General features: G+C 29.9%; 16 protein-coding genes. 6 read left to right on the top strand and 10 right to left on the bottom strand.

All coding sequences use genetic code 11. The features are described from left to right. Positions 1-177: 177 nt before the first annotated feature. Positions 178-1,260 (top strand): replication initiation protein, encoded by a 1,083-nt coding sequence (locus QZ286_RS06020; RefSeq protein WP_291256070.1) that lies wholly within the window; start codon positions 178-180, stop codon positions 1,258-1,260. Between the two features lie 69 nt (positions 1,261-1,329). On the opposite strand, the gene corA is transcribed toward QZ286_RS06020, so the two are convergent. From corA to polA, 7 genes are read right to left on the bottom strand one after another with little or no spacing between them, the layout of a single operon-like run. Continuing rightward, a complete protein-coding gene (gene corA / locus QZ286_RS06015; protein WP_291256069.1) occupies positions 1,330-2,397 on the bottom strand; it encodes a magnesium/cobalt transporter CorA in 1,068 nt (355 codons plus the stop codon). Positions 2,398-2,417: 20 nt separating this feature from the next. Further along, positions 2,418-3,935 (bottom strand): TaqI-like C-terminal specificity domain-containing protein, encoded by a 1,518-nt coding sequence (locus QZ286_RS06010; protein WP_291256068.1) that lies wholly within the window; start codon positions 3,933-3,935, stop codon positions 2,418-2,420. Next, positions 3,935-5,395, bottom strand: coding sequence for a murein biosynthesis integral membrane protein MurJ (gene murJ / locus QZ286_RS06005; protein ID WP_291256067.1), 1,461 nt, complete (start codon positions 5,393-5,395; stop codon positions 3,935-3,937). The genes QZ286_RS06010 and murJ overlap by 1 nt, the downstream gene beginning before the upstream one ends. 11 nt (positions 5,396-5,406) lie before the next feature. After that, the gene (locus QZ286_RS06000) at positions 5,407-6,084 is read right to left on the bottom strand and encodes a ScpA family protein (protein WP_291256066.1); all 678 of its coding nucleotides are present in this window, start codon (positions 6,082-6,084) and stop codon (positions 5,407-5,409) included. Continuing rightward, positions 6,075-7,022, bottom strand: coding sequence for a bifunctional riboflavin kinase/FAD synthetase (locus tag QZ286_RS05995; RefSeq protein ID WP_291256065.1), 948 nt, complete (start codon positions 7,020-7,022; stop codon positions 6,075-6,077). The genes QZ286_RS06000 and QZ286_RS05995 overlap by 10 nt, the downstream gene beginning before the upstream one ends. A 2-nt stretch (positions 7,023-7,024) precedes the next feature. After that, a complete protein-coding gene (gene whiA / locus QZ286_RS05990) occupies positions 7,025-7,927 on the bottom strand; it encodes a DNA-binding protein WhiA (protein WP_291256064.1) in 903 nt (300 codons plus the stop codon). Positions 7,928-7,943: 16 nt separating this feature from the next. Beyond that, positions 7,944-10,655 carry a DNA polymerase I gene (gene polA, locus QZ286_RS05985; RefSeq protein ID WP_291256063.1) on the bottom strand — a complete coding sequence of 904 codons (2,712 nt, stop codon included), beginning with the start codon at positions 10,653-10,655 and terminating at the stop codon, positions 7,944-7,946. A gap of 159 nt (positions 10,656-10,814) precedes the next feature. Here polA and QZ286_RS05980 point away from each other — a divergent pair, with 159 nt between their 5' ends. Then, on the top strand, positions 10,815-11,231 hold the full coding sequence (locus QZ286_RS05980) for a single-stranded DNA-binding protein (RefSeq protein ID WP_291256062.1): 417 nt from the start codon (positions 10,815-10,817) through the stop codon (positions 11,229-11,231). 40 nt (positions 11,232-11,271) lie between these two features. Here QZ286_RS05980 and QZ286_RS05975 read toward each other — a convergent pair whose 3' ends face one another. Beyond that, the gene (locus tag QZ286_RS05975) at positions 11,272-11,679 is read right to left on the bottom strand and encodes a hypothetical protein (protein WP_291256061.1); all 408 of its coding nucleotides are present in this window, start codon (positions 11,677-11,679) and stop codon (positions 11,272-11,274) included. A gap of 268 nt (positions 11,680-11,947) precedes the next feature. Between QZ286_RS05975 and QZ286_RS05970 the strand changes: the two genes are divergently transcribed. Continuing rightward, positions 11,948-15,313, top strand: a complete 3,366-nt coding sequence (locus tag QZ286_RS05970) for an acyl-[ACP]--phospholipid O-acyltransferase (RefSeq protein WP_291256060.1) — start codon at positions 11,948-11,950, stop codon at positions 15,311-15,313. A 118-nt stretch (positions 15,314-15,431) separates the two neighbouring features. Here the strand turns inward: QZ286_RS05970 and QZ286_RS05965 are convergent, their stop codons facing one another. After that, positions 15,432-16,970 carry an AbgT family transporter gene (locus QZ286_RS05965; protein WP_291256059.1) on the bottom strand — a complete coding sequence of 513 codons (1,539 nt, stop codon included), beginning with the start codon at positions 16,968-16,970 and terminating at the stop codon, positions 15,432-15,434. Positions 16,971-17,149: 179 nt separating this feature from the next. Here QZ286_RS05965 and QZ286_RS05960 point away from each other — a divergent pair, with 179 nt between their 5' ends. Genes QZ286_RS05960 through QZ286_RS05950 form a run of 3 tightly spaced genes read left to right on the top strand, consistent with a single transcriptional unit; the run spans position 17,150 to position 18,674 of the window. Next, the gene (locus QZ286_RS05960) at positions 17,150-17,665 is read left to right on the top strand and encodes a shikimate kinase (protein ID WP_291256058.1); all 516 of its coding nucleotides are present in this window, start codon (positions 17,150-17,152) and stop codon (positions 17,663-17,665) included. Positions 17,666-17,678: 13 nt separating this feature from the next. Then, on the top strand, positions 17,679-18,461 hold the full coding sequence (locus QZ286_RS05955; protein ID WP_291256057.1) for an SDR family NAD(P)-dependent oxidoreductase: 783 nt from the start codon (positions 17,679-17,681) through the stop codon (positions 18,459-18,461). 15 nt (positions 18,462-18,476) lie between these two features. Continuing rightward, positions 18,477-18,674, top strand: coding sequence for a hypothetical protein (locus QZ286_RS05950; RefSeq protein ID WP_291256056.1), 198 nt, complete (start codon positions 18,477-18,479; stop codon positions 18,672-18,674). 64 nt (positions 18,675-18,738) lie between these two features. On the opposite strand, the gene alr is transcribed toward QZ286_RS05950, so the two are convergent. Then, positions 18,739-19,773, bottom strand: coding sequence for an alanine racemase (alr, locus tag QZ286_RS05945; RefSeq protein WP_291256055.1), 1,035 nt, complete (start codon positions 19,771-19,773; stop codon positions 18,739-18,741). Between the last annotated feature and the right edge of the window lie 45 nt (positions 19,774-19,818).

Genomic DNA, 19,818 nt, shown 5'->3' with positions numbered 1-19,818 from the left:
TGTAATTGTGTCAAATTTTAATATTTTTAGTTTTGTTTTCGTTGATTTTAACTTTTTTACTTGCTTTTATACTGTAAATATAGTATTATTAATTAGATATTGAAAATATTTTTTTCTAATTTTCGTCTAATTTAATAAAAAATATATAAAAAAAATTTAATTTTTTTGGAGAGAGCTATGAATATTAATTTTGAAATTATACCTAAATATATAAAGTCTGAATATTTTATTATAAATTTAATTATTAATGATCTTTTAAAAAATAAAAATCTACTCTATACTTTTGATGAACTTAATATTCCTGAACTAAAAGGTAGCCATTTCCTATTTTTAGAGAGATTTATAAAGAAGGGATTTTCATACTCATTCAAAGAGGAAGTTGGAGTATTTATGCCTATTGAATCCTTCTCTTTAAAAGATAACCATATTGAGTTTAATCTAACTAAAATATTTAAAGAAGCTATTCTTGAACAAAATAGTTTAAGAGTATTGGACTTAAAATATATTTTAAAATTTGAAGAGAATTTCTCCAAATACTTTTACTATAATTTTGTAATCAATACTGAAAATGAAAAAAATATTGTTATACCATTGGAGGAGTTAAAAAAAATATTGGGTTTGAAGGAGTATGAACGTTTTTATGATTTTGAATTAAATATCCTTAAAAAACTAAAGAAAGAGATTGATCTAAAAACAAATTATCTATTGGAATACAATAAGATAAAGAGTGGAGAGTTTAAAAATAATAAGGTAATCGCTATTGAATTTTTTATAAATACTAAGAGATCTAAAGCTAAACTTGAAGAGACTAATGAACTGATGTCTATATTGGCTACTCATATTAAAGATTTTAAAATGTGCTATGATCTTCTCTATAACTCTCTTAATTATATTGATTTTAATGAGTTAAAGTCTTCAATACAATATATTTTAAAAAATCATAATAAAGAGAGTAGTATTGAAGATGAGTTAAAAATCTTTATTGAGAATAAATCTAAGTTGAGTCAGTATGAAAAAATTGATAGTTTCTATGCTTCTTGCCTCAATCCTCTAAAATTTCAAAATTTTCTATATAAAAAACTCACACAGATGGTCAATCTAGAAGTTTTAAATACCAATGTTTCCTCTACAAAATTTCTAAAGGTATTATACTTTGCTAAAGAGGGGGAACAACTATTCTTTGAAGATGGTCCTATTACAATTGCCATTAAATACTCTAAAAAAGCTGAAAGTTTTTTTGAAATATATAAAAAAATCTAAAAATCATTATAAATTCTCACTAAAAAAGGAAAAAAGTCTCTCCAACTTTTTTCCTTTAATTTTATTGATCTATAACCATTTTTTCTTTTTAAAATATGCTAACATTGCTAAAACTAATATTAACATTACAGCTAAAACTATAAAATATCCATACCTACTCTGTAATTCTGGCATATATTCAAAGTTCATTCCATATAGACTTGCCAAGAAACTCAAAGGCATAAATATTGTAGATATAATTGCTAGAATTTGCATAATCTCATTCATTCCATTACTAATAGTTGAATGATATAATTGAATTAGCTCCGTTACTCTACTGTTTAAAATATCCAATGTGTCGTGAACTATTATACCGTGGTCAGATAGGTCAGTCAGATATATCTTCATATCCTCATTTAAATATTCAGCTACACTGTTTGTTTGCAATCTTGTAATTAACTCTCTTATCGGTCCAATCGTTCTCTTCAATGTAGTTACCTTCTGTTTCAATGTTATGATTGCTTGTAAATCCTCTCTTTCAGAGTCATTAATTACTTTTGATTCCAATCTATCTATCTCTATCTCAACTTCATCAAGTATCATAAAATAGTTGTCAACTATTGTATCTAATATAGCATATGTCAGATAACCAACACTTCTTTTTCTCATTCTTGAGTTTGGAGCTTCTATCCTTGCTCTAATAGAGTCAAATACATCTCCAGGTGTCTCTTGGAAAGTGATAAGATAATCTTCACCAACTATGAAAGAAACCTGTTCATAACTTATATCTTTAGATATTAGATTAAGCTTTAACATCTTCATAACTATGAAAAGATACTCATCTCTCTCCTCTACTTTTGCCCTCTGTGTACTATTAACTAGGTCTTCCATTACCAAGTTATCCAACTCAAATAGTTTTCCAATCTTTTTTATAAGAGGTATATCGTGAATTCCATCTATATTTATCCAAGTTATTCCCTTAAAATCTACTTTTAAATTACTCAAATCACTTCTTTCATCAAAAAGTTCTCTCTTAATGACACTGTCATTATATGCCATTACATCTATATTTATTCTGTGTTGTGGATTTTCTCCTGTATAAATTATACTTCCTGGTGGCAATCCGACTTTTTTCTTTCTGTTTGATGAATCATTCATCTTCTAATTCACCTCTCTTATTATTCAAATATCTTTATAAAATAATTATCTATCTCCTCTTGTATCTCACTCTTGTAACTCTTTATCTGCTCTTTTACAAGTTTTTCTATATACTCTATCTCAGCACTCTCCTGTGGATAGTATATAGGTGTCTCCTTTAGTGGTGTTGAATAAAACTCATAGTTTTTTCCTTTGGTCTTTCCATTGTATTTAAACCACTTTAAAAAAGAGCTTGAATTCATATATCCCAAGATATAAAACAAGTTTATACTCTCATCTTTAGCTGTTATAAAGTAGATATCAGCACTTCCATAAAACTCACCTTCATCATATGAGAATTGATTAGTTTTACATCTTTGTCTCACTAGAATCTTAGGTTTTAAAAATATCTCTTCATCTCTAGCCCATTGAAGTTGCCACCACTTTATTTTATTTTCCTGTACCTCTCTTCTCTGAGAAAGTTTATCATAATATATTTTCAAATAATTTTCCAATTTGTTATCTAGATTACTTTTTCTATCTAGATAAAGAATCCAAAAACTATTTTTATTATTTTTGTACATTCCAACATCTTTATTTTTATAAAATGGTTTTAAATTCTCTTTAAACTCATCATTGAACTCATCAAAAACAAAGGCTTTATCAAATCCAGATACTATCCCTTGGTTTATATTTACTATATCCCCCAATGTAAAATTGGATACTCTTTTTACTCTTTCATTGTACTCTCTACTCTCTCTATCTGCCAAGATTATTTTTGAATTTTCATCATAAATATCTCTACTCTCTATGGAAAATCTCTTTTCTGGTAGTATTATATCAACTTTACCCTGTTCCAAATTCTCTCTTCTCCAAGTAAAAATAATATTGTGTTGTCCTTTAGCCTTTGAAAAAAGAGAGTTATCATAAAAAACTATATCTTTAAAATTTCCATTTATCTTTAGAGCTTCTCTCAATTTTTTTCCACTATCTGCCTTAAGCCAGTAGTTAGTTGTTAGATATATTAAAACACCATTCTCTTCAAGATTTTCTACTGCTCTCTCTATAAAAAAGTAGAAAAAATCCATTTTGCCTTCATAATATTTTCTTCCAAATTCTGTATTTTTTATACTCTGAAAAACCTCTTTATTATTCTTTTCTCCTAAGTAGGGAGGATTTCCCAAAATTACATTAAATTTTTCCTCTACAAATAATCCATTTTGAACTTTTAGTTTGACCTCACCATCTAATGAATAATCTTTTAATAGTTCTTTTATCTTGAGGTTAGCAACCTTTATAGCCTCTTCATTGATATCATAACCTGTTATCCAATTTTCATTATAAATATATCTACCCGTCATCTCTTTAGATATGAGTATCAACTCTTCTAAAGCGGGAATAATTAAATTCCCACTTCCACAAGAGAGATCACATATTTTAATTTTCATCAATTTTTCTAAAGTTTTTTCATTTTCAAAATATAGATTTAACCCCTTTTTTACCATCTCTTTAGCTATCTCGTTAGGAGTATACACTTTATAATTATACTGTTTTTCCATTAAAACACTTCCAATTTATTTTTTAATAAACTTTTTGCCCAAAATAGCATATACACACCTGAAAAAACTAGTAGTTTCAAGATTGTATTATCTATTTTGTAACTACATAATAATGAAATTGCGGTTACTACCAAAGTTTTTAAGAAAAATACATAGGATTTTTTTAAACTAAAATTGATATATTTTTTTCTAAATACAGTGACAAGAAGTAGAAAATTAACAGCTGAAGCTATTGAAGTTGATAGTGCTAGTCCTCTGTATTCCATTATATCTATCAACAAGAAATTTAAAACTATATTTATAACTATGGAAATTATTGAAAACTTTACTGGATAGGTACTATTTTTCACACTATAAAAAGCTCTTGTCATCAGATAAATAGCTGTATAGAAATATAACCCTATAGAGTAATAGATCAATGCTTGAGATGTTACTCTCACAGCCTCTTCTCCAAATTTTCCATATGAAAGAGTTAACCTAATCACCTCTGGAGCGTAGAAAGTAAGTACAGCTGTTGAAGGAATAATCAAAAATAACAGTATATTCAACCCCTTAACTATATTGTCTGTAGCCTCTTTCAAATTATTCTTTGACATAGCCTTAGATAGTGCTGGAAATATTACTGTTGAAATTGAAACACCGAAGACACCAACAGGTAATAGGTATAATCTAGTAGCATTTTCTAAAGCAGATACTCCCCCCTCTGCTAAGTATGAGGCAAACATCTGATCCACTATTGTATTTACCTGTCTAGCTACAATCCCAACCAACATTGGACAGATCATTATAAAAATTTTCTTTAAATATGGATCTTTCCAATCTATCTTTAATGAGTAACCTCTAACAATCTTAAAAAAAGAGGGCAATACAACTAAAAACTGCAATAGTCCACCTACTACAACTCCATATGCTAGAGCATCTATTCCATAGGTTTTTCCAAAATACATAGATGCTAAAATAATTGCTAAATTGAAAAAAATAGATGTGGATGCTGGAATAGCAAACTGTTTAAAGTTATTCAATATTGCACATATCATTCCTGACAAACTTATAAAAATAAAGTAGATTGACATTATTTTCAGAAGTTTTGAAGCTATTATCTTAGTTTCATCTGGAAAGCCACTCACTATTCCCAAAATTATCTGATCTGAAAATACTATCATCAATATAGTTATTATTGTACTGAACACAAATAAAAGATTTATTACTGAGAAGATAAACTGTTTGCTTCTCTCCTCTCCTTCACTTTCAACTTTCTCATTATACAGCGGAATAAAGGAACTTCCCAAAGCTCCCTCTCCCAAAAGTTGTCTAAAAAAATTACTAATTTTGAACGCACTAAAAAAAGCATCTGTCATTGCTGATGCTCCAAAATAGTAAGCTATTATTCCAGCTCTTACCAAGCCTAAAACTCTACTTACCATTGTGATTATCATAACTAGAAGTCCACTTCTAAACATAAAACTCCTTTCTACCCTTTTATTCTTATTACCATTTCTCCCTCAATCAAAACTTTTCCCTCTTTGTACAGTTCTAAGAGTGATAAAAATATATATACTAAATGCATCTTTCCCTCTGCTTCAGAAAAAATCGAATCAAAGGTTCTATTCTGTGAGTAAAGTTTCAAGTATAATTTATCCATCTCATCTTTTAGAGTGTATTTTTTCTCCAACTCCAACTCTAAATACTCACTCTCTTGTTTTTCAAAATACCTCTTATAGGCAGAGTACAGATCACTTGCCTGTAGTTTTGAGATATCATACTCTTTAGGAGCTTTTTTTATTATCTTTCTACTTTCACCTCTAGTATACGATATGTTGTACTCATTTTCCATCTCTCCCATTTTGACAGCTATCTCTTTAAATAGTTTATAGTCTTCTAATCTTCTTTTTAACTCTTTCTCTTTATTTTCCTCTTCATTTATAGATAATAGAGTTGAAGCCTTTATCTCTAACAACTCCGAAGCTGTTACTAAGAATTCAACTTTTATATGTAAATTCTCCTCTTGGGCATTTTTTAATATTCCTAAATATTCATCTATAATTTGTGAAATTTTTATCTCTGAGATTTTTAGTTTTTTCTTATCTATTAAATGTAAAAGTAAATCTAATGGTCCCTCAAAATTATCTATTTTTAATACTATATCCATTTTCTCTCTCTTATCTTTTCAGTCCAAACTTTTACATCATTACCAATGACTCTTTTTAACTCTTCAATTGAATCAAACTTCTTCTCTTCTCTCAAGTACTCTAAAAGTTCCACAGCTATTATTTTTCCATATATAAACTCATCAAAATCTAAAATATTCACTTCAACACTTTTCTCTCCAGGTTTTAATGTAGGATTTACACCGATATTTACAACACCATATCTATAAAAATCCTCACCCTCTATCTTAACTCTTGCTCCATATATCCCGTTTTTAGGATAAACTCTCTTTGCCATCTTGACATTAGCTGTTGGAAATCCCAACTCTCTAGCTATTTTCTTACCGTGCACTACCTCACCTAATATTAAAAAGCTATGTCCTAAATATCTGTTAACCTCTGATATATCTCTATGTTCCACCTCTTTTCTAAGAAATGTAGAGCTTACAAGCTGTTCATCTAGATATATTGCTGGGATCTCGTTGACAACTATACCTCTTTCCTCTCCCAATCTTATCAAATCTTTAGTGTTGGATTTTCCACCCTCACCAAAAGAGAAGTTAAATCCTACAAAGATCTCCTTACTCCCCACTTTTTCCTTTAATATATCCACAAACTCCTCAGCTTTTAAGTCTGCAAACTCCTTTGAAAACTCCTGTAAAACTATACAATTCACTCCCATATCTTCTAATATATACACTTTTTCATCAATAGTATTTATATTTTTAGGAGCTTTTTTGCTATTTATAAGCTCCATTGGGTGGCTAGAAAATGTAAAAACTACTGCTTGTCCTCCATTTTTCTCAGCTTTATCTATTGCCATTTTTATAAGTTGTTGATGTCCATAGTGTACACCATCAAAAGTTCCTATTGCCACATAGCTATTTTCCAATTTTTCCTTTAATTCTAGTATATTTTTTACTATTTTTATTTTGCTCATACTTATTCCTCAATCTCTTCATTTTTTAGATTATTGTAAATTTCCTCTATTCTCCTAAATCTATTTCTAACTCCAGATTTTGAAATCCCTATCATTTCAGCTATCTCTTGAAGAGAGCTCTCTGGATTTTTTAATCTCACATATGCAATCTCTTCCAAAACAGGGCTAAGAGAGTTTAGCCCCATCTCCTTATCTATAAGTTTTATCATTTTTATCTGGTTATTCCCAGTATTTAAAGTCTTAGTTTCATTGGCTACTTCCCAGTTCATCTCTCTTATAGTCTTATTTTTTAAGTCTTTTATCATTGTAGTCTCTTCATATTTAAAGAAAGATTGAATAGAACCTATCATAACCATTATATCCATAATATCCTCTGAGTTTCTTATATAGACTAAAGGTTTGTTTCTTTTTAAAGTTTTAAATACCTTTTTCTTTTTAGAAAAAAGTATATTATAAAACTTATCTGCAGTCTCCTCATCATCCATAAAAAAATCTAGAGCATACTCCTTCTGTGGATCTTTTATATAACCGCAAGAGAGAAATATCCCTCTTATAAACCCCTTAAGTATCTCTTCACTTGCTAAAATCAATTTTTCACTAAAACTTCTCATTGTTTCAGTAAAATCTCTATATCCTCTCTGCTTAGGAATAAGTATTATATATACATTATGCTCTCCTAATCTCTTTGAAATAGAGTACTTAATCTCTATTCTTAAATCTGTTACTTCTTTTATGAATTTATAAACTCTTTTTGCAAGTGACAAATTTTCTAATCTCAACTCTATTTTATCTTTATGAAAGGCATTTTTACTAAAAAATATAGCAGAAAGTTCAGCCTTTTTCTCAATCTCTGTCACTAATTCATTCTCTAGTATCTCTTGTTTTACATTATAGGTGTAAGACATCTCTCCTCCTATCTTACTACTTTGTTTCAGCCCAATTTACTCCAATATTAGTATTTATCTCCAATGGAACACTATCAAACTTTACTGTTGTTCTCATTATTCTCTCGATCTCTTCTCTATAAGTCTCAACCTTATCTTTTTCAATTTCAAATATCAATTCGTCATGAACTTGTAAAAGTAGTGATATTCCCTCTTTATCTTTTAAGTATCTATATAATTCAATCATAACTTTTTTTATTATCTCAGCAGCAGTTCCTTGAATTACACTATTAACTGCCATTCTTTCAGCTTGGTTTCTTATATTTTTATTTTTAGAGTTAATTCCTTCGATTATTCTTCTTCTTCCAAAATATGTTTCAGTATAGCCATTTTTCTCTGTAAACTCTATTATCTCTCTTTCAAACTCCTTTACCTTAGGATATTGATTAAAGTATCTATCTATATACTCCCCAGCTTCCTTTTGATTTATTCCCAATTCTTTGGCCAATCCAAAAGCTGTCTTTCCATATATTATACTAAAGTTTATAGTCTTAGCTATGGTTCTCTGCTCTCTTGAAACTTCCTCATCATCACCCAATTCAAATATTCTTCTAGCTGTTAAACTGTGTAAGTCCATATTATTTTGATAAGCAGATCTCAAATTCTCATCTTTACACATCTGCGCCAATACTCTTAACTCTATCTGTGAATAATCTATTCCCATTAAAACACTATCTTTTTCAGCTACAAATCCCTGTCTAATCTTTATTCCTTCATCACTTTTTACAGGAATATTTTGTAAATTTGGATCTGAAGATGAAAGTCTACCTGTTGTTGTTCCAATTTGATTGAAAGTAGTGTGTATTCTATCATCTTTATCTCTCAATTTTGGAATTGCATCTACATAGGTATTTTTTAATTTTGTTAGCTTTCTATATTCCAATATATATTTGGCTATACTTGCCCCATCAGCTTTTAACTTTTCCAAAACCTCTTCATCTGTAGAAAGTCCTGTTTTTGTTTTCTTTACAGGTGGAAGATTCAATTTGAAGAAAAGTATCTCTCCTAACTGCTTTGGTGAATTGATATTAAACTCCTCATCAGCCTCTCTATAGATCTCTTTTTGTAATTTTTCTATAGCTAAGGCTAACTCCTCACCATATTTTGAGAAATAATCTGGATCTATTTTTATCCCCTTTATTTCCATAGCTGAAAGTATTGAAATCAATGGCATCTCTACCTCTTTTAATATTCCCATTAAATTTTTTGATTCTAATTCCTCTTTTAAAGAGTCGTAACACTCTAATAACCCCATAGTTCTTTGACATAGATATTTTCCAAGCTCTTCCTTAGCTAGGTTTTCTGGCTTTTCTTTTCCAAACTTTTCTACATAATTATCCAATTGTACACCTGTTAACTGCTCTATAGGTATATCTATGCTCTCTTTTGTTTGTGAGCTAATCAAGTGGTAAGCTAACATTAAATCCATCTCACACTTATCAATCTTGATCCCATTATTTAAAAGATTTTTTAAGTTATAAGTTATAACCTCTCCATTGAAATTGTTAAAAAACTCATTGATCTCCTCTATTTTAAGAGAGTTATCACTCTTCGGTACAAACTCTGTAAATAAAGATATATTCTCACCTAAAACACTGTCATTTTTTAAAGGGTAGTAATAATCTCCATCATATGAACTCATTGCTACTCCATTCTCTGTGTAGTAGATAGAGATAAGATTTTTCTCTTTCATCTCTGATTTAAAACTCTTAAAATCTTCTTTATTTTCCAATAGTTTGAAATTTCTCTCTTGAGATACTCTCTGAATCTTTTCACTACTCTCTTCTACACTATCCTCTGTACTTTCAAGTCCCATCTTTTTGATCAAAGCTTTAAACTCTAAAACTTTAAAAAGTTCATATAACTTTTCATTATCTATTCCATAAGTTAAACTCTCTAAGTTAAACTCCAAAGGAACATCTTGGCATATTATTGCCAACTCTCTACTCATAAAAGCTATATCTCTATCCTCTTTTAAATTAGCTATCAGTGCTTTCCCTATTCCTGGAATTTCAGTAAGAGAATCTATATTTTCATATATTCCCTCTAAATCTCCATACTTTTCCAACATTGGTATAGCTTTTTTAGGTCCAATTTTTCTAACTCCAGGAATACCATCACTGGAATCTCCTATCAATCCAAAAAGATCTGGAATCTTATGAGAAGGTACACCTAAATAATTGATGACATCTTCATCATCTCTTATTATTTTAAATCTCTCTCCTCCCTCTCCTTTACCAAGTAATGCTACATTTATATTTGAATCTATTATCTGTGACAGGTCCTTATCTCCAGTCACCACATAAACCTCTACCCCTTGATCTGAAAGATTCTTTGCAAGAGTTCCTAAAACATCATCAGCTTCATACCCATCAATTTTGAATCTTGAGATATTGTAACAATCTAGTAACTCCTCTATTCTTGGTATTTGAAGTATTAAATCTTCAGGGGCAGCTTCTCTTTGTGCTTTATAATCACTATATAACTCACTTCTTTTTAGAGAGGCTCTTTTCACGTCAAAAGCAGCTCCTATATAATCAGGGGCAAACTCTTTTATTATACTCATTAAAGTATTTATAAATCCATATATAGCTCCTGTAGGTTCTGTCTTAGTTCGAAAATTCATATTGGCAAAATATGCTCTATACATTATTGCACTTACATCTAAAAGTACAGCTTTTTTCTTCATTTTTCCCTCCCTATTCTCTTCATTTTACTGTATTATTATATCATAAATACCATTTTTTTGCTTTAATATTTTTCTAGAAAATAAAAAATAAATAATGTGACTTAATATTATTTTTGTGTTATAATTAATTAGAGATAGAAATTAACAGGAGGTAACAATATGAATGTTGTTGTTCTAGTTGGAAGATTAACAAGAGACCCAGAGTTAAAATTTGGACAGAGTGGTAAAGCATACTCAAGATTTTCTTTAGCAGTAGATAGACCTTTCTCTAAAGGAGAAGCTGATTTTATCAACTGTGTTGCTTTTGGAAAAACTGCTGAACTTATTGGTGAATATCTTAGAAAAGGTAGAAAAGTTGGTGTCAATGGAAGACTTCAAATGAATAGATTTGAGATGAATGGAGAAAAGAGAACATCTTATGATGTTTTAGTTGAAACTGTTGAATTTTTAGAGTCTAAAGGTTCAAATGATTCTATGGGAGGATATGAGCCTGAGTACTCTTCAGCTCCAGCAAAACCAGCTGTAAAAGAGGTAGAAGAGATACCTTACGAAGATGATGACGAGTTCCCATTCTAATTGAAAAAAATGATCCTATTAACATAGGATCATTTTTCTTTTATTTTGTGTAAAAATCTAAATTAGGTGATATTCCAAAACCAGTAGTAACTGATTTTGTTTTACTTTTCGATCTTGTATGTGTAGTTGTTCTACTCTCACTTGTTGTAACACTTCCTGTTCCAAAGTTTGATACATTAGTATTTGATACTGTATTTGACATGCTGTTTATATCTGTTTTTGTTCTACTATGTGTCTTACTCTTTCCAAAGCTTGGAATGATCTCTGGATGATTGTATAGTGTTGTTGCTATAAATGTATCTAATATTAAAGATCTATTTTCAGTATTGTTTTTTCTGTTGTATGCCTCATTCATTCTTGCGTAAGTTCCACCCTCTGTATTTGTACATCCTATCATAATTACTCCCAACACCAGAATAATTAGTAATTTTAAAACTCCTTTTAACATTTCTCCTCCTATAATAATTTATTAATCCCTTCTTAATTTCATCACAATATTTTCTGATTTAATCATTTTTAATATAATAATATATTTTGTGAATATTGTCAATAATTTTATCTTTTTTAATCAACAATGTCAATTCAAATTGTTAATAACAACTATAAATTTTATATATTACAAGTGTATTTTTACTATAAATAGCAAACTTTATTTTTTTATAAAATTGTGTTATCATATCTATAATCAATTAGGACTTTAATTATTGGAGGAATTTATGTTAATAAAAAATAAACGTTTTTTACCATTATTCATATCCCAATTACTTGGGGCATTTGATGATAATCTTTTAAAAACATCTATTCTAGCTTTTATCACATACAATCTTTCATTTAATAATAAGCAGGAGGGATTGTTTTTAAACTTTATCTCTATTCTCTTTATTCTGCCTTTCTTTCTTGTCTCTGCTACTGCTGGACAAGTTGCAGATAAATATGATAGAAGTAAAATTGCTAAATATCTTAAAATTATAGAGTTTATTTTAATGTCTATTGCCACAGTTTTAATATATTTTAAACTCTATTACTTTTTAATTTTAATTCTTTTTTTAATGAGTATTCAGTCATCTTTTTTTGGACCAGTTAAATATTCACTGATCCCTCAACATCTAGAGGAGAATGAACTGATCACAGGAAATGCCATTATTGATGGAGCAACTTATTTTTCCATACTCATTGGTACTATACTTGGTACAAAATTAGACTCACCTCTACTTATTGCTAGTATACTTTTACTATCTTCATTTATTGGGGTAGTTGCTAGTTGGTACATCCCCTTAGCTCCAGCTCCACGACCAGATCTAAAGTTAAATTTTAATATATTTAAAGATTTAAAAATCACCTTTAAAAAAATTTCAGAGATTAGAAGTATATATATCACTATTTTAGGTATATCTTGGTTTTTTGCATTAGGAGGTGTTATTCTAACACAACTTTATCCTTTAGCAAGTAATATTTTAGGACTTTCTAGAAATACAGTGGCTGTTTTTATGCTAATTTTTTCTCTGGGAATGGCTGTGGGAACTTTTACTTGCAACAAAATAATGAGAGGGGCTGTACACCCTACATTTGTACCTATTAGTGCCTTTGGAATGAGTATTACAACATACTTTTTATATTTATTCTCTAAGAATTTTATTCCCAATGAAAACATAACTCATACAGTGCCATTTTTTAAATCAGCATCTGGTATTGAGATTGCTATTATCCTATTTTTTATGGCTTTCTTTGGAGGTATGTATATAGTACCTCTAAATGCATTTTTACAGAATAAAGCTCCTAAAAAATATCTAGCCACTATAATAGCTGGAAATAATATTTTAAATGCTTTTGGTATTGTGCTTTTATCTGGAATAGTTGGTGGATTATTTAAGCTCGGTCTACAACTTGACTCTATATTTTTGATTCTTTCAATTATTAGTATCTGTGTAGCTATATATATTCTAACTATTATTCCTGATGCCCTACCACGTTCTCTAGCTCAAAGTTTACTATCTATAGTTTTTAAAATAGAGGTAACTGGACTAGAAAATTATGAAAAAGCTGGAAAGAGGGTATTGTTAATAGCCAATCACACATCATTACTAGATGGATTATTGGTAGCTGCTTTTATGCCTGAAAAAATAATTTTTGCAATCAATACCAATATTGCTAAAAAATGGTGGGTAAGGATATTTAACTCTGTAGTCAAACTATATCCTATTGATCCCACTAACCCTATGGCTCTAAAGCAACTTATTACTGAACTTAAAAGAAATCAAAAGTGTATTATCTTCCCAGAGGGACGTATCACTGTTACAGGTTCTTTGATGAAAGTTTATGAAGGAGCTGGAGTTGTTGCTGTCAATGCACATGCCAATATTTTACCTGTGAGAATAGATGGAGCACAGTACTCTAAATTCTCATACCTAAAAAATAAATTTAAAACTAGAATGTTCCCAAGAATAAAAATATCTATTCTTGAGCCAACAAAAATCACCCTATCTCAAGATGAAAAGGGAGCTATTAAAAGAAAAAAAATTAGCAATCAACTATATAGTATAATGACAAATATGCTGTATAAATCTTCACCTTTAGAGAATAATCTCTTTAAATCTCTTTTAAAAGCTGCTAAATTACATGGATATGATCATATAATTGGAGAGGATATAGCAAGACAACCTATTAATTATAAAAAATTTCTCTTAAAATCCTATGTTTTAGGAGAAGCTATCTCTAAAAACTTCCCAGAAAAAAACATAGGAGTTATTTTGCCCAATTCCATTGCAAATGCTGTTGTATTTTTCAGCTTACAGGGTATAGAAAAGATTCCAGCGATGATAAATTTCACTCAAGGAAAAAATCAGATTTTATCCTGTATAAAAACTGCTAATATATCCACTGTATTGACATCTAAAAAGATGGTTGAATTACTACAGATGGGAGATTTAATCAATGGAATTGAGAAGAGTGGAACCAATGTTATCTATCTTGAAGATTTTCAAAATAAAATAACTCTTACTACAAAGCTCAATGGATTTTTTAAATATATTTTGAAAAAATATCCAAAAACCTCTGCAACTGATCCTTGTACTATACTTTTTACATCAGGTTCAGAGGGAATGCCTAAGGCTGTACTTTTGAGTCATGAAAACTTACAAGCAAATCGTTTTCAGCTATCATCACTGTTTTCATTTACAGGTCAGGATATTATCTTTAATGCACTACCTATGTTCCATTCATTTGGTTTAGGAGTTGGAACTGTACTACCTATTCTTTCAGGACTTAAGGTTTTCTTCTATCCTTCACCTGTGCACTACAAGATTATTCCAGAATTAGTCTATGACTCCAATGCCACAATACTCTGTGGAACTGATACTTTCTTCAATGGCTATGCTAAAAAAGCTAATCCTTATGACTTTTATAATATAAAATATGCCATTGTGGGAGCTGAAAAACTAAAGGATTCAACTTATTATTTATGGATGGAAAAATTTGGTGTTAGACTTTTAGAAGGTTATGGTGTAACTGAAGCCAGTCCAGTTATCTCTGTTAACACTCCTATGCACCAGAAAAAAGGAAGTGTAGGTAGACTTCTTCCAGATATTCAATATAAACTTGAAAAAGTGGAAGGTATTGATAATGGTGGTAAACTTTGGATAAAAGGAAAAAATATAATGCTCGGTTATCTTAAAGATGGTGAGATTCTAGCCCCTGAAGATGGTTGGTATGACACTGGAGATATTGTAGAGATAGATGAAAATGGATTTATCTCCATTCTTGGAAGAGCTAAAAGATTTGCTAAAATTGCTGGTGAAATGATCTCATTAACTGCTATAGAGGAGATTTTAAATACCTATGTTAAGGATTTTCCAACAGCAATTGTCTCAATTCCAGATATTAAAAAAGGGGAACAGTTAATTCTTTTCACCGAGAAAAAAGATCTTGAAGTGAAAGCTCTATTTGAATATTTTAAACAAAATGATTATAGCGAATTATGGATTCCTAAAAAAATTGTTTACTTAGATAAACTTCCTCTCCTTGGTACTGGAAAAGTGGATTATGTAAAATTAAAAGAGTTAGCCTTAAATGATACCAACAATTAATCTCACTTAAAACTATAAAATTAGAATAATTAAAGAAAGGGAAAAACTTACTCACAACAGCTAATGCTATTATAGTAGTTCTTCCCTTTTCTTAATTTAATTTTTTATTATATATCTCTTACATATGAATGTGTACATTTGGACCTATTGGTAATCCCAACCAGAACCAAATTACCATTAATATTATCCAACCTATCATAAAACAAATTGAGTATGGTAGCATTAAAGAGATGAGTGTTCCCATTCCACCATCTTTTTTATACTTTTGCATAAATGCAACTGCCATTGCAAAATAAGACATCAATGGAGATATAATATTAGTTGTTGAATCTCCTATTCTATATGCCAACTGTGTAAATTCAGGTGTATAACCTAATTGCATTAACATAGGTACGAATATAGGTGCCATAATAGCCCATTTAGCTGAAGCTGATCCCATAAATAGATTTATAAATCCTGTTAAAATTATAAAGCAGACAATTAGTGGTAACCCTGTAAATCCTATCACTTTTAAAGTTGCTGCTCCTTTTACAGCTATTACAGTCCCTAAGTTAGTATATCCAAAATAAGCTATAAATTGTGAAGCTGTAAATACTATTGCCATATATCCACCCATACTTGCTAGTGAATCTGATATTAATTTTGCTACATCTTTATCATTTTTTATTGTTTTTGCTATATAACCATAAACTATTCCAGGAAGTAGGAAAAATAGCATCATTGATGTTATTAGTCCTGTTGATGTCCAAGCCTTTAGAGATCCATTCTCTCTAAACACTCCATTTTCTGGAACTATACAGAAAGCCATCACTACAACAAAGATTATCATTGTTATTAGAGCACCTTTTAATCCTTTTTTCTCACTTTCTGAAATACTTGTCATATCTATCTCAGCTTCTCCATGATACTCACCTAATCTTGGCTCTATTATTTTTTCAGTAACAAATGTTCCTAAAATTGTAATTAAGAAAGTCGAAACAAACATAAAGTAGTAGTTTGCTGTTGCATCAACAAAATATCCATGTTGTAATAATCTTGCTGCCTCTGTTGTTATTCCTCCCAATAGTGGATCTGTTGTTCCCAGTAGTAAATTGGCTGAAAATCCTCCCGATACTCCAGCAAAAGCTGCTGCAAGTCCTGCTAATGGATGTCTTCCAAATGATAAAAATATTACTGCCCCCAGTGGAACAAGTACAACATATCCAGCATCAGAAGCGATATTTGACATTACACCAGCAAAAACAACTACAGCTGTTATAGCTTTATGATGTGTTGACATTACTATCTTTTTAATAAGAGCTGACATAAGCCCACTACCTTCACACACACCTATTCCTATAATTCCAACTAAAACAGTTCCTAATGGTGCAAATCCTGTAAAGTTACTAATCATAGAATTAAATATGTAACGAACTCCATCTTCTGTCATAAGTGATCTCACTTCTACAGTTGTTTCTTCAAAAGTTTTTGTAGTCTTATTCAAAACCTCATAAGTTACTGAAACTCCCATTTTTTGAGCAATTCCAGAAATTAATATAATTGCTACACAAAATAGAAAAAATAGTGTAACTGGGTGTGGTAGCTTGTTTCCGCCCACCTCAATAAAATCAAGAAATCTATTTACAAATCCTTTATTTTCTTTTTTTTCTCTCAGCATTTCTCCTCCTAAAAATTGTATTTTACATTAAAAAAGAACTTTTTAAGTATACAAACAAAACAAGTTCCTTTAAATTATACTTTATTTTTCAAATAAAATCAATATAAAAATTTCTTTTTATTAATTTCTTACTTTTATTTGATAAATATACATGTTATAATAATTTCAAGGAGGAATAAATGAAGGAAAATATTGCATTAATAGGTTTTATGGGAAGTGGTAAGACTACTATTGGAAAGATACTTGCTAAATATATGGATATGAAATTTATTGATATTGATAAGATGATTGCTGCTCGTGAGAAAAAAAGTATTCCTGAGATTTTTGCTGAGAAAGGTGAACAATACTTTAGAAAATTAGAGCGCGATATTGTTTTTGAAGAATCATTGAATAACAATATTGTAATTGCAACTGGTGGAGGAGTTATCATTGACAATGAAAATATAAAAAATCTTAAAGAAACTTCATTTATTGTCTATCTTAATTGTACTATTGAATGTATTTATGAAAGAGTTAAAAACAATAAATCTCGTCCTCTTCTCAATGTTGAGAATATGTTTGAAAAAATTCAAGAGCTTCATCAAAAAAGAGAACTACTTTATGAAATATCTAGTGATTTTAGCATAAAAATTGATTTAGATAGCAATATGTATGATACTGCTGAAAAAATAAAAAAAGCTTATATTGAAAGCTAAAGGGGAGTTTAAAATGTTTAATGAAAGTAGATTAATTGGAAAGATAGCATTAATTACAGGAGCAACTAGTGGAATTGGAAGATCTTGTGCTATTGCTCTAGCAAAACTGGGAATGAATATCATAGTTGTAGGGAGAAGAGAAAATCTTTTAGAAGAGTTAAAAAATGAGATTGAATCTCAATACTCAACAAAAGTTTTTTCACTAAAATTAGATGTTAGAGATTCTAGTGAAGTTTTCACTAGTTTGTCCTCTCTTCCTGAATCTTGGAAAAATATTGATGTTCTTATTAATAATGCTGGTCTAGCTTTAGGATTGGAAAAATTATATCTAAATACTCCAGAAGATTTTTCTACTGTCTTTAATACCAATGTAATCGGTCTTCTAAATGTTACTAATGCTCTTGTTCCAAATATGATAAAAAGAGGAACCACTGCTACAATTGTCAATATAGGCTCTGTTGCTGGAGATGCTGCCTATGCTGGTGGAGCTGTTTATTGTGCATCTAAAGCAGCTGTCAAAACTCTATCTGATGGACTTAGAATTGACTTAGTTGACACAAAAATAAAAGTTACTGATGTTAAGCCTGGTTTAGTTGAAACAGATTTTAGCTTAGTTAGATTTAAAGGGGATAAAGCTAGAGCTGAAAGTGTTTATAAAGGAATAGAGGCACTTACTGCAGATAATATTGCTGAAACTGTTGCATATATAGTTAATCTTCCTGAGAATGTCCATATTGCAGAGATCACTATACTTTGCAACAATCAAGCTGATGGAAGAACTATTTTTAAAAAATAATATAAGGAGTTAAAATTGGAAAAGTATTTAATTAGTAAAACTGAAAAAGAGAGTTATTTAAAGGAGTATCCTGCACTAAATTGTGAAGATTCTATTGGAATAGATTATGATGGTTATGTATCTATAAAATGTAAAAAAATTACTGGTACTTGTACTTACAAAAATGCTGTAAAAAATGAGTATGAAAATTGTAAATTTTTTAATAAAAAATAGATTGTTTCAACAATTAAGGAGAGAAGGGTTATTTGCCCGTTCTCTCCTTTTTCATTTTAAAAACTTATATTATCTCTCTTTCCAATCTCGGGCTTAATAGAGTCAACATCTCATATATATTCATTCCATTATGAGCAACACTTTTACTTATATCGTGATACAGTACTACCCTATCTCCCTCTTTTACACTTGTGTCTACCTCTATAAATGTATTGTCCATTGAAACTATTACAACAGGAAACTCCTTATTATTAATAAGACAATTGCTCTTTTCATTGATCTTTAAAAATCCATCTGCATAACCTATCTTTATCTTAGCTATATATTTAGTATTTAAAAATCCCAACTCCTCTTTCGTTCCATAAGCTATGTACTTACTTTCTGAAACATCTCTCACACCTGCTACCCTTCCCTCAAGTGAAAAGACCTGTTTCAAATTCTCATCATAGAAGCCTACCTCTTGTAATCCATAGATCAACATTCCAACTCTTAGGTGAGTTACATCTTCACAATCAAAATTTAAAACTCCAGCACTATTTTGAAGGTGTATCATTTGAAATCTCTCTTTTCCAAGATATCTTAATATCTCATGAAATTTACCAATATACTCCAAGCCCTCTTCATAATTTACTGCAAAAAGATGAGAGTATATTCCTCTAAAATTAAGTTGCTTTTCCTCAATATATTCTTTTAACCTCTGTAGATCTCTCAATAAGACTCCATTTCTTCCAAAACCAAAATCAATCTTAACTTGAACTCTCTTACTATCAATTCCAAAATCTATTATCTTTTCTAATTCCTCGTATGTATTGGCACTTATCTCTAACTCCTCTCTATCTTTTACTAAAGATAGATCTCCTACACTTTCAAAAATTAGAATCTTTAGACCTTTTAGTCCCATCTTCAAAATTCTTTCTGCTTCTACATATCTTGCCACTGCAAACTCTCTCTGTCCATTATCATAGAGAATCTGTACTATCTCCTCCATTCCATGTCCATATGCATTGGCTTTTACTACTGGCAAAACCTCTTTTCCCTTGCTCCTTCTCAGATACTCCATATTGTGAATCAAATTCTCTCTTTTTAAATACAATTTCATAGAGTTTATTACCATTATATTTCCCCTCCTGTTTCCTAAATATCC

Origin of the sequence: Fusobacterium sp., from assembly GCF_019012925.1 — a bacterium.
GTDB lineage: Bacteria > Fusobacteriota > Fusobacteriia > Fusobacteriales > Fusobacteriaceae > Fusobacterium_A.
This window is presented reverse-complemented; position numbering and strand designations above follow the sequence as displayed.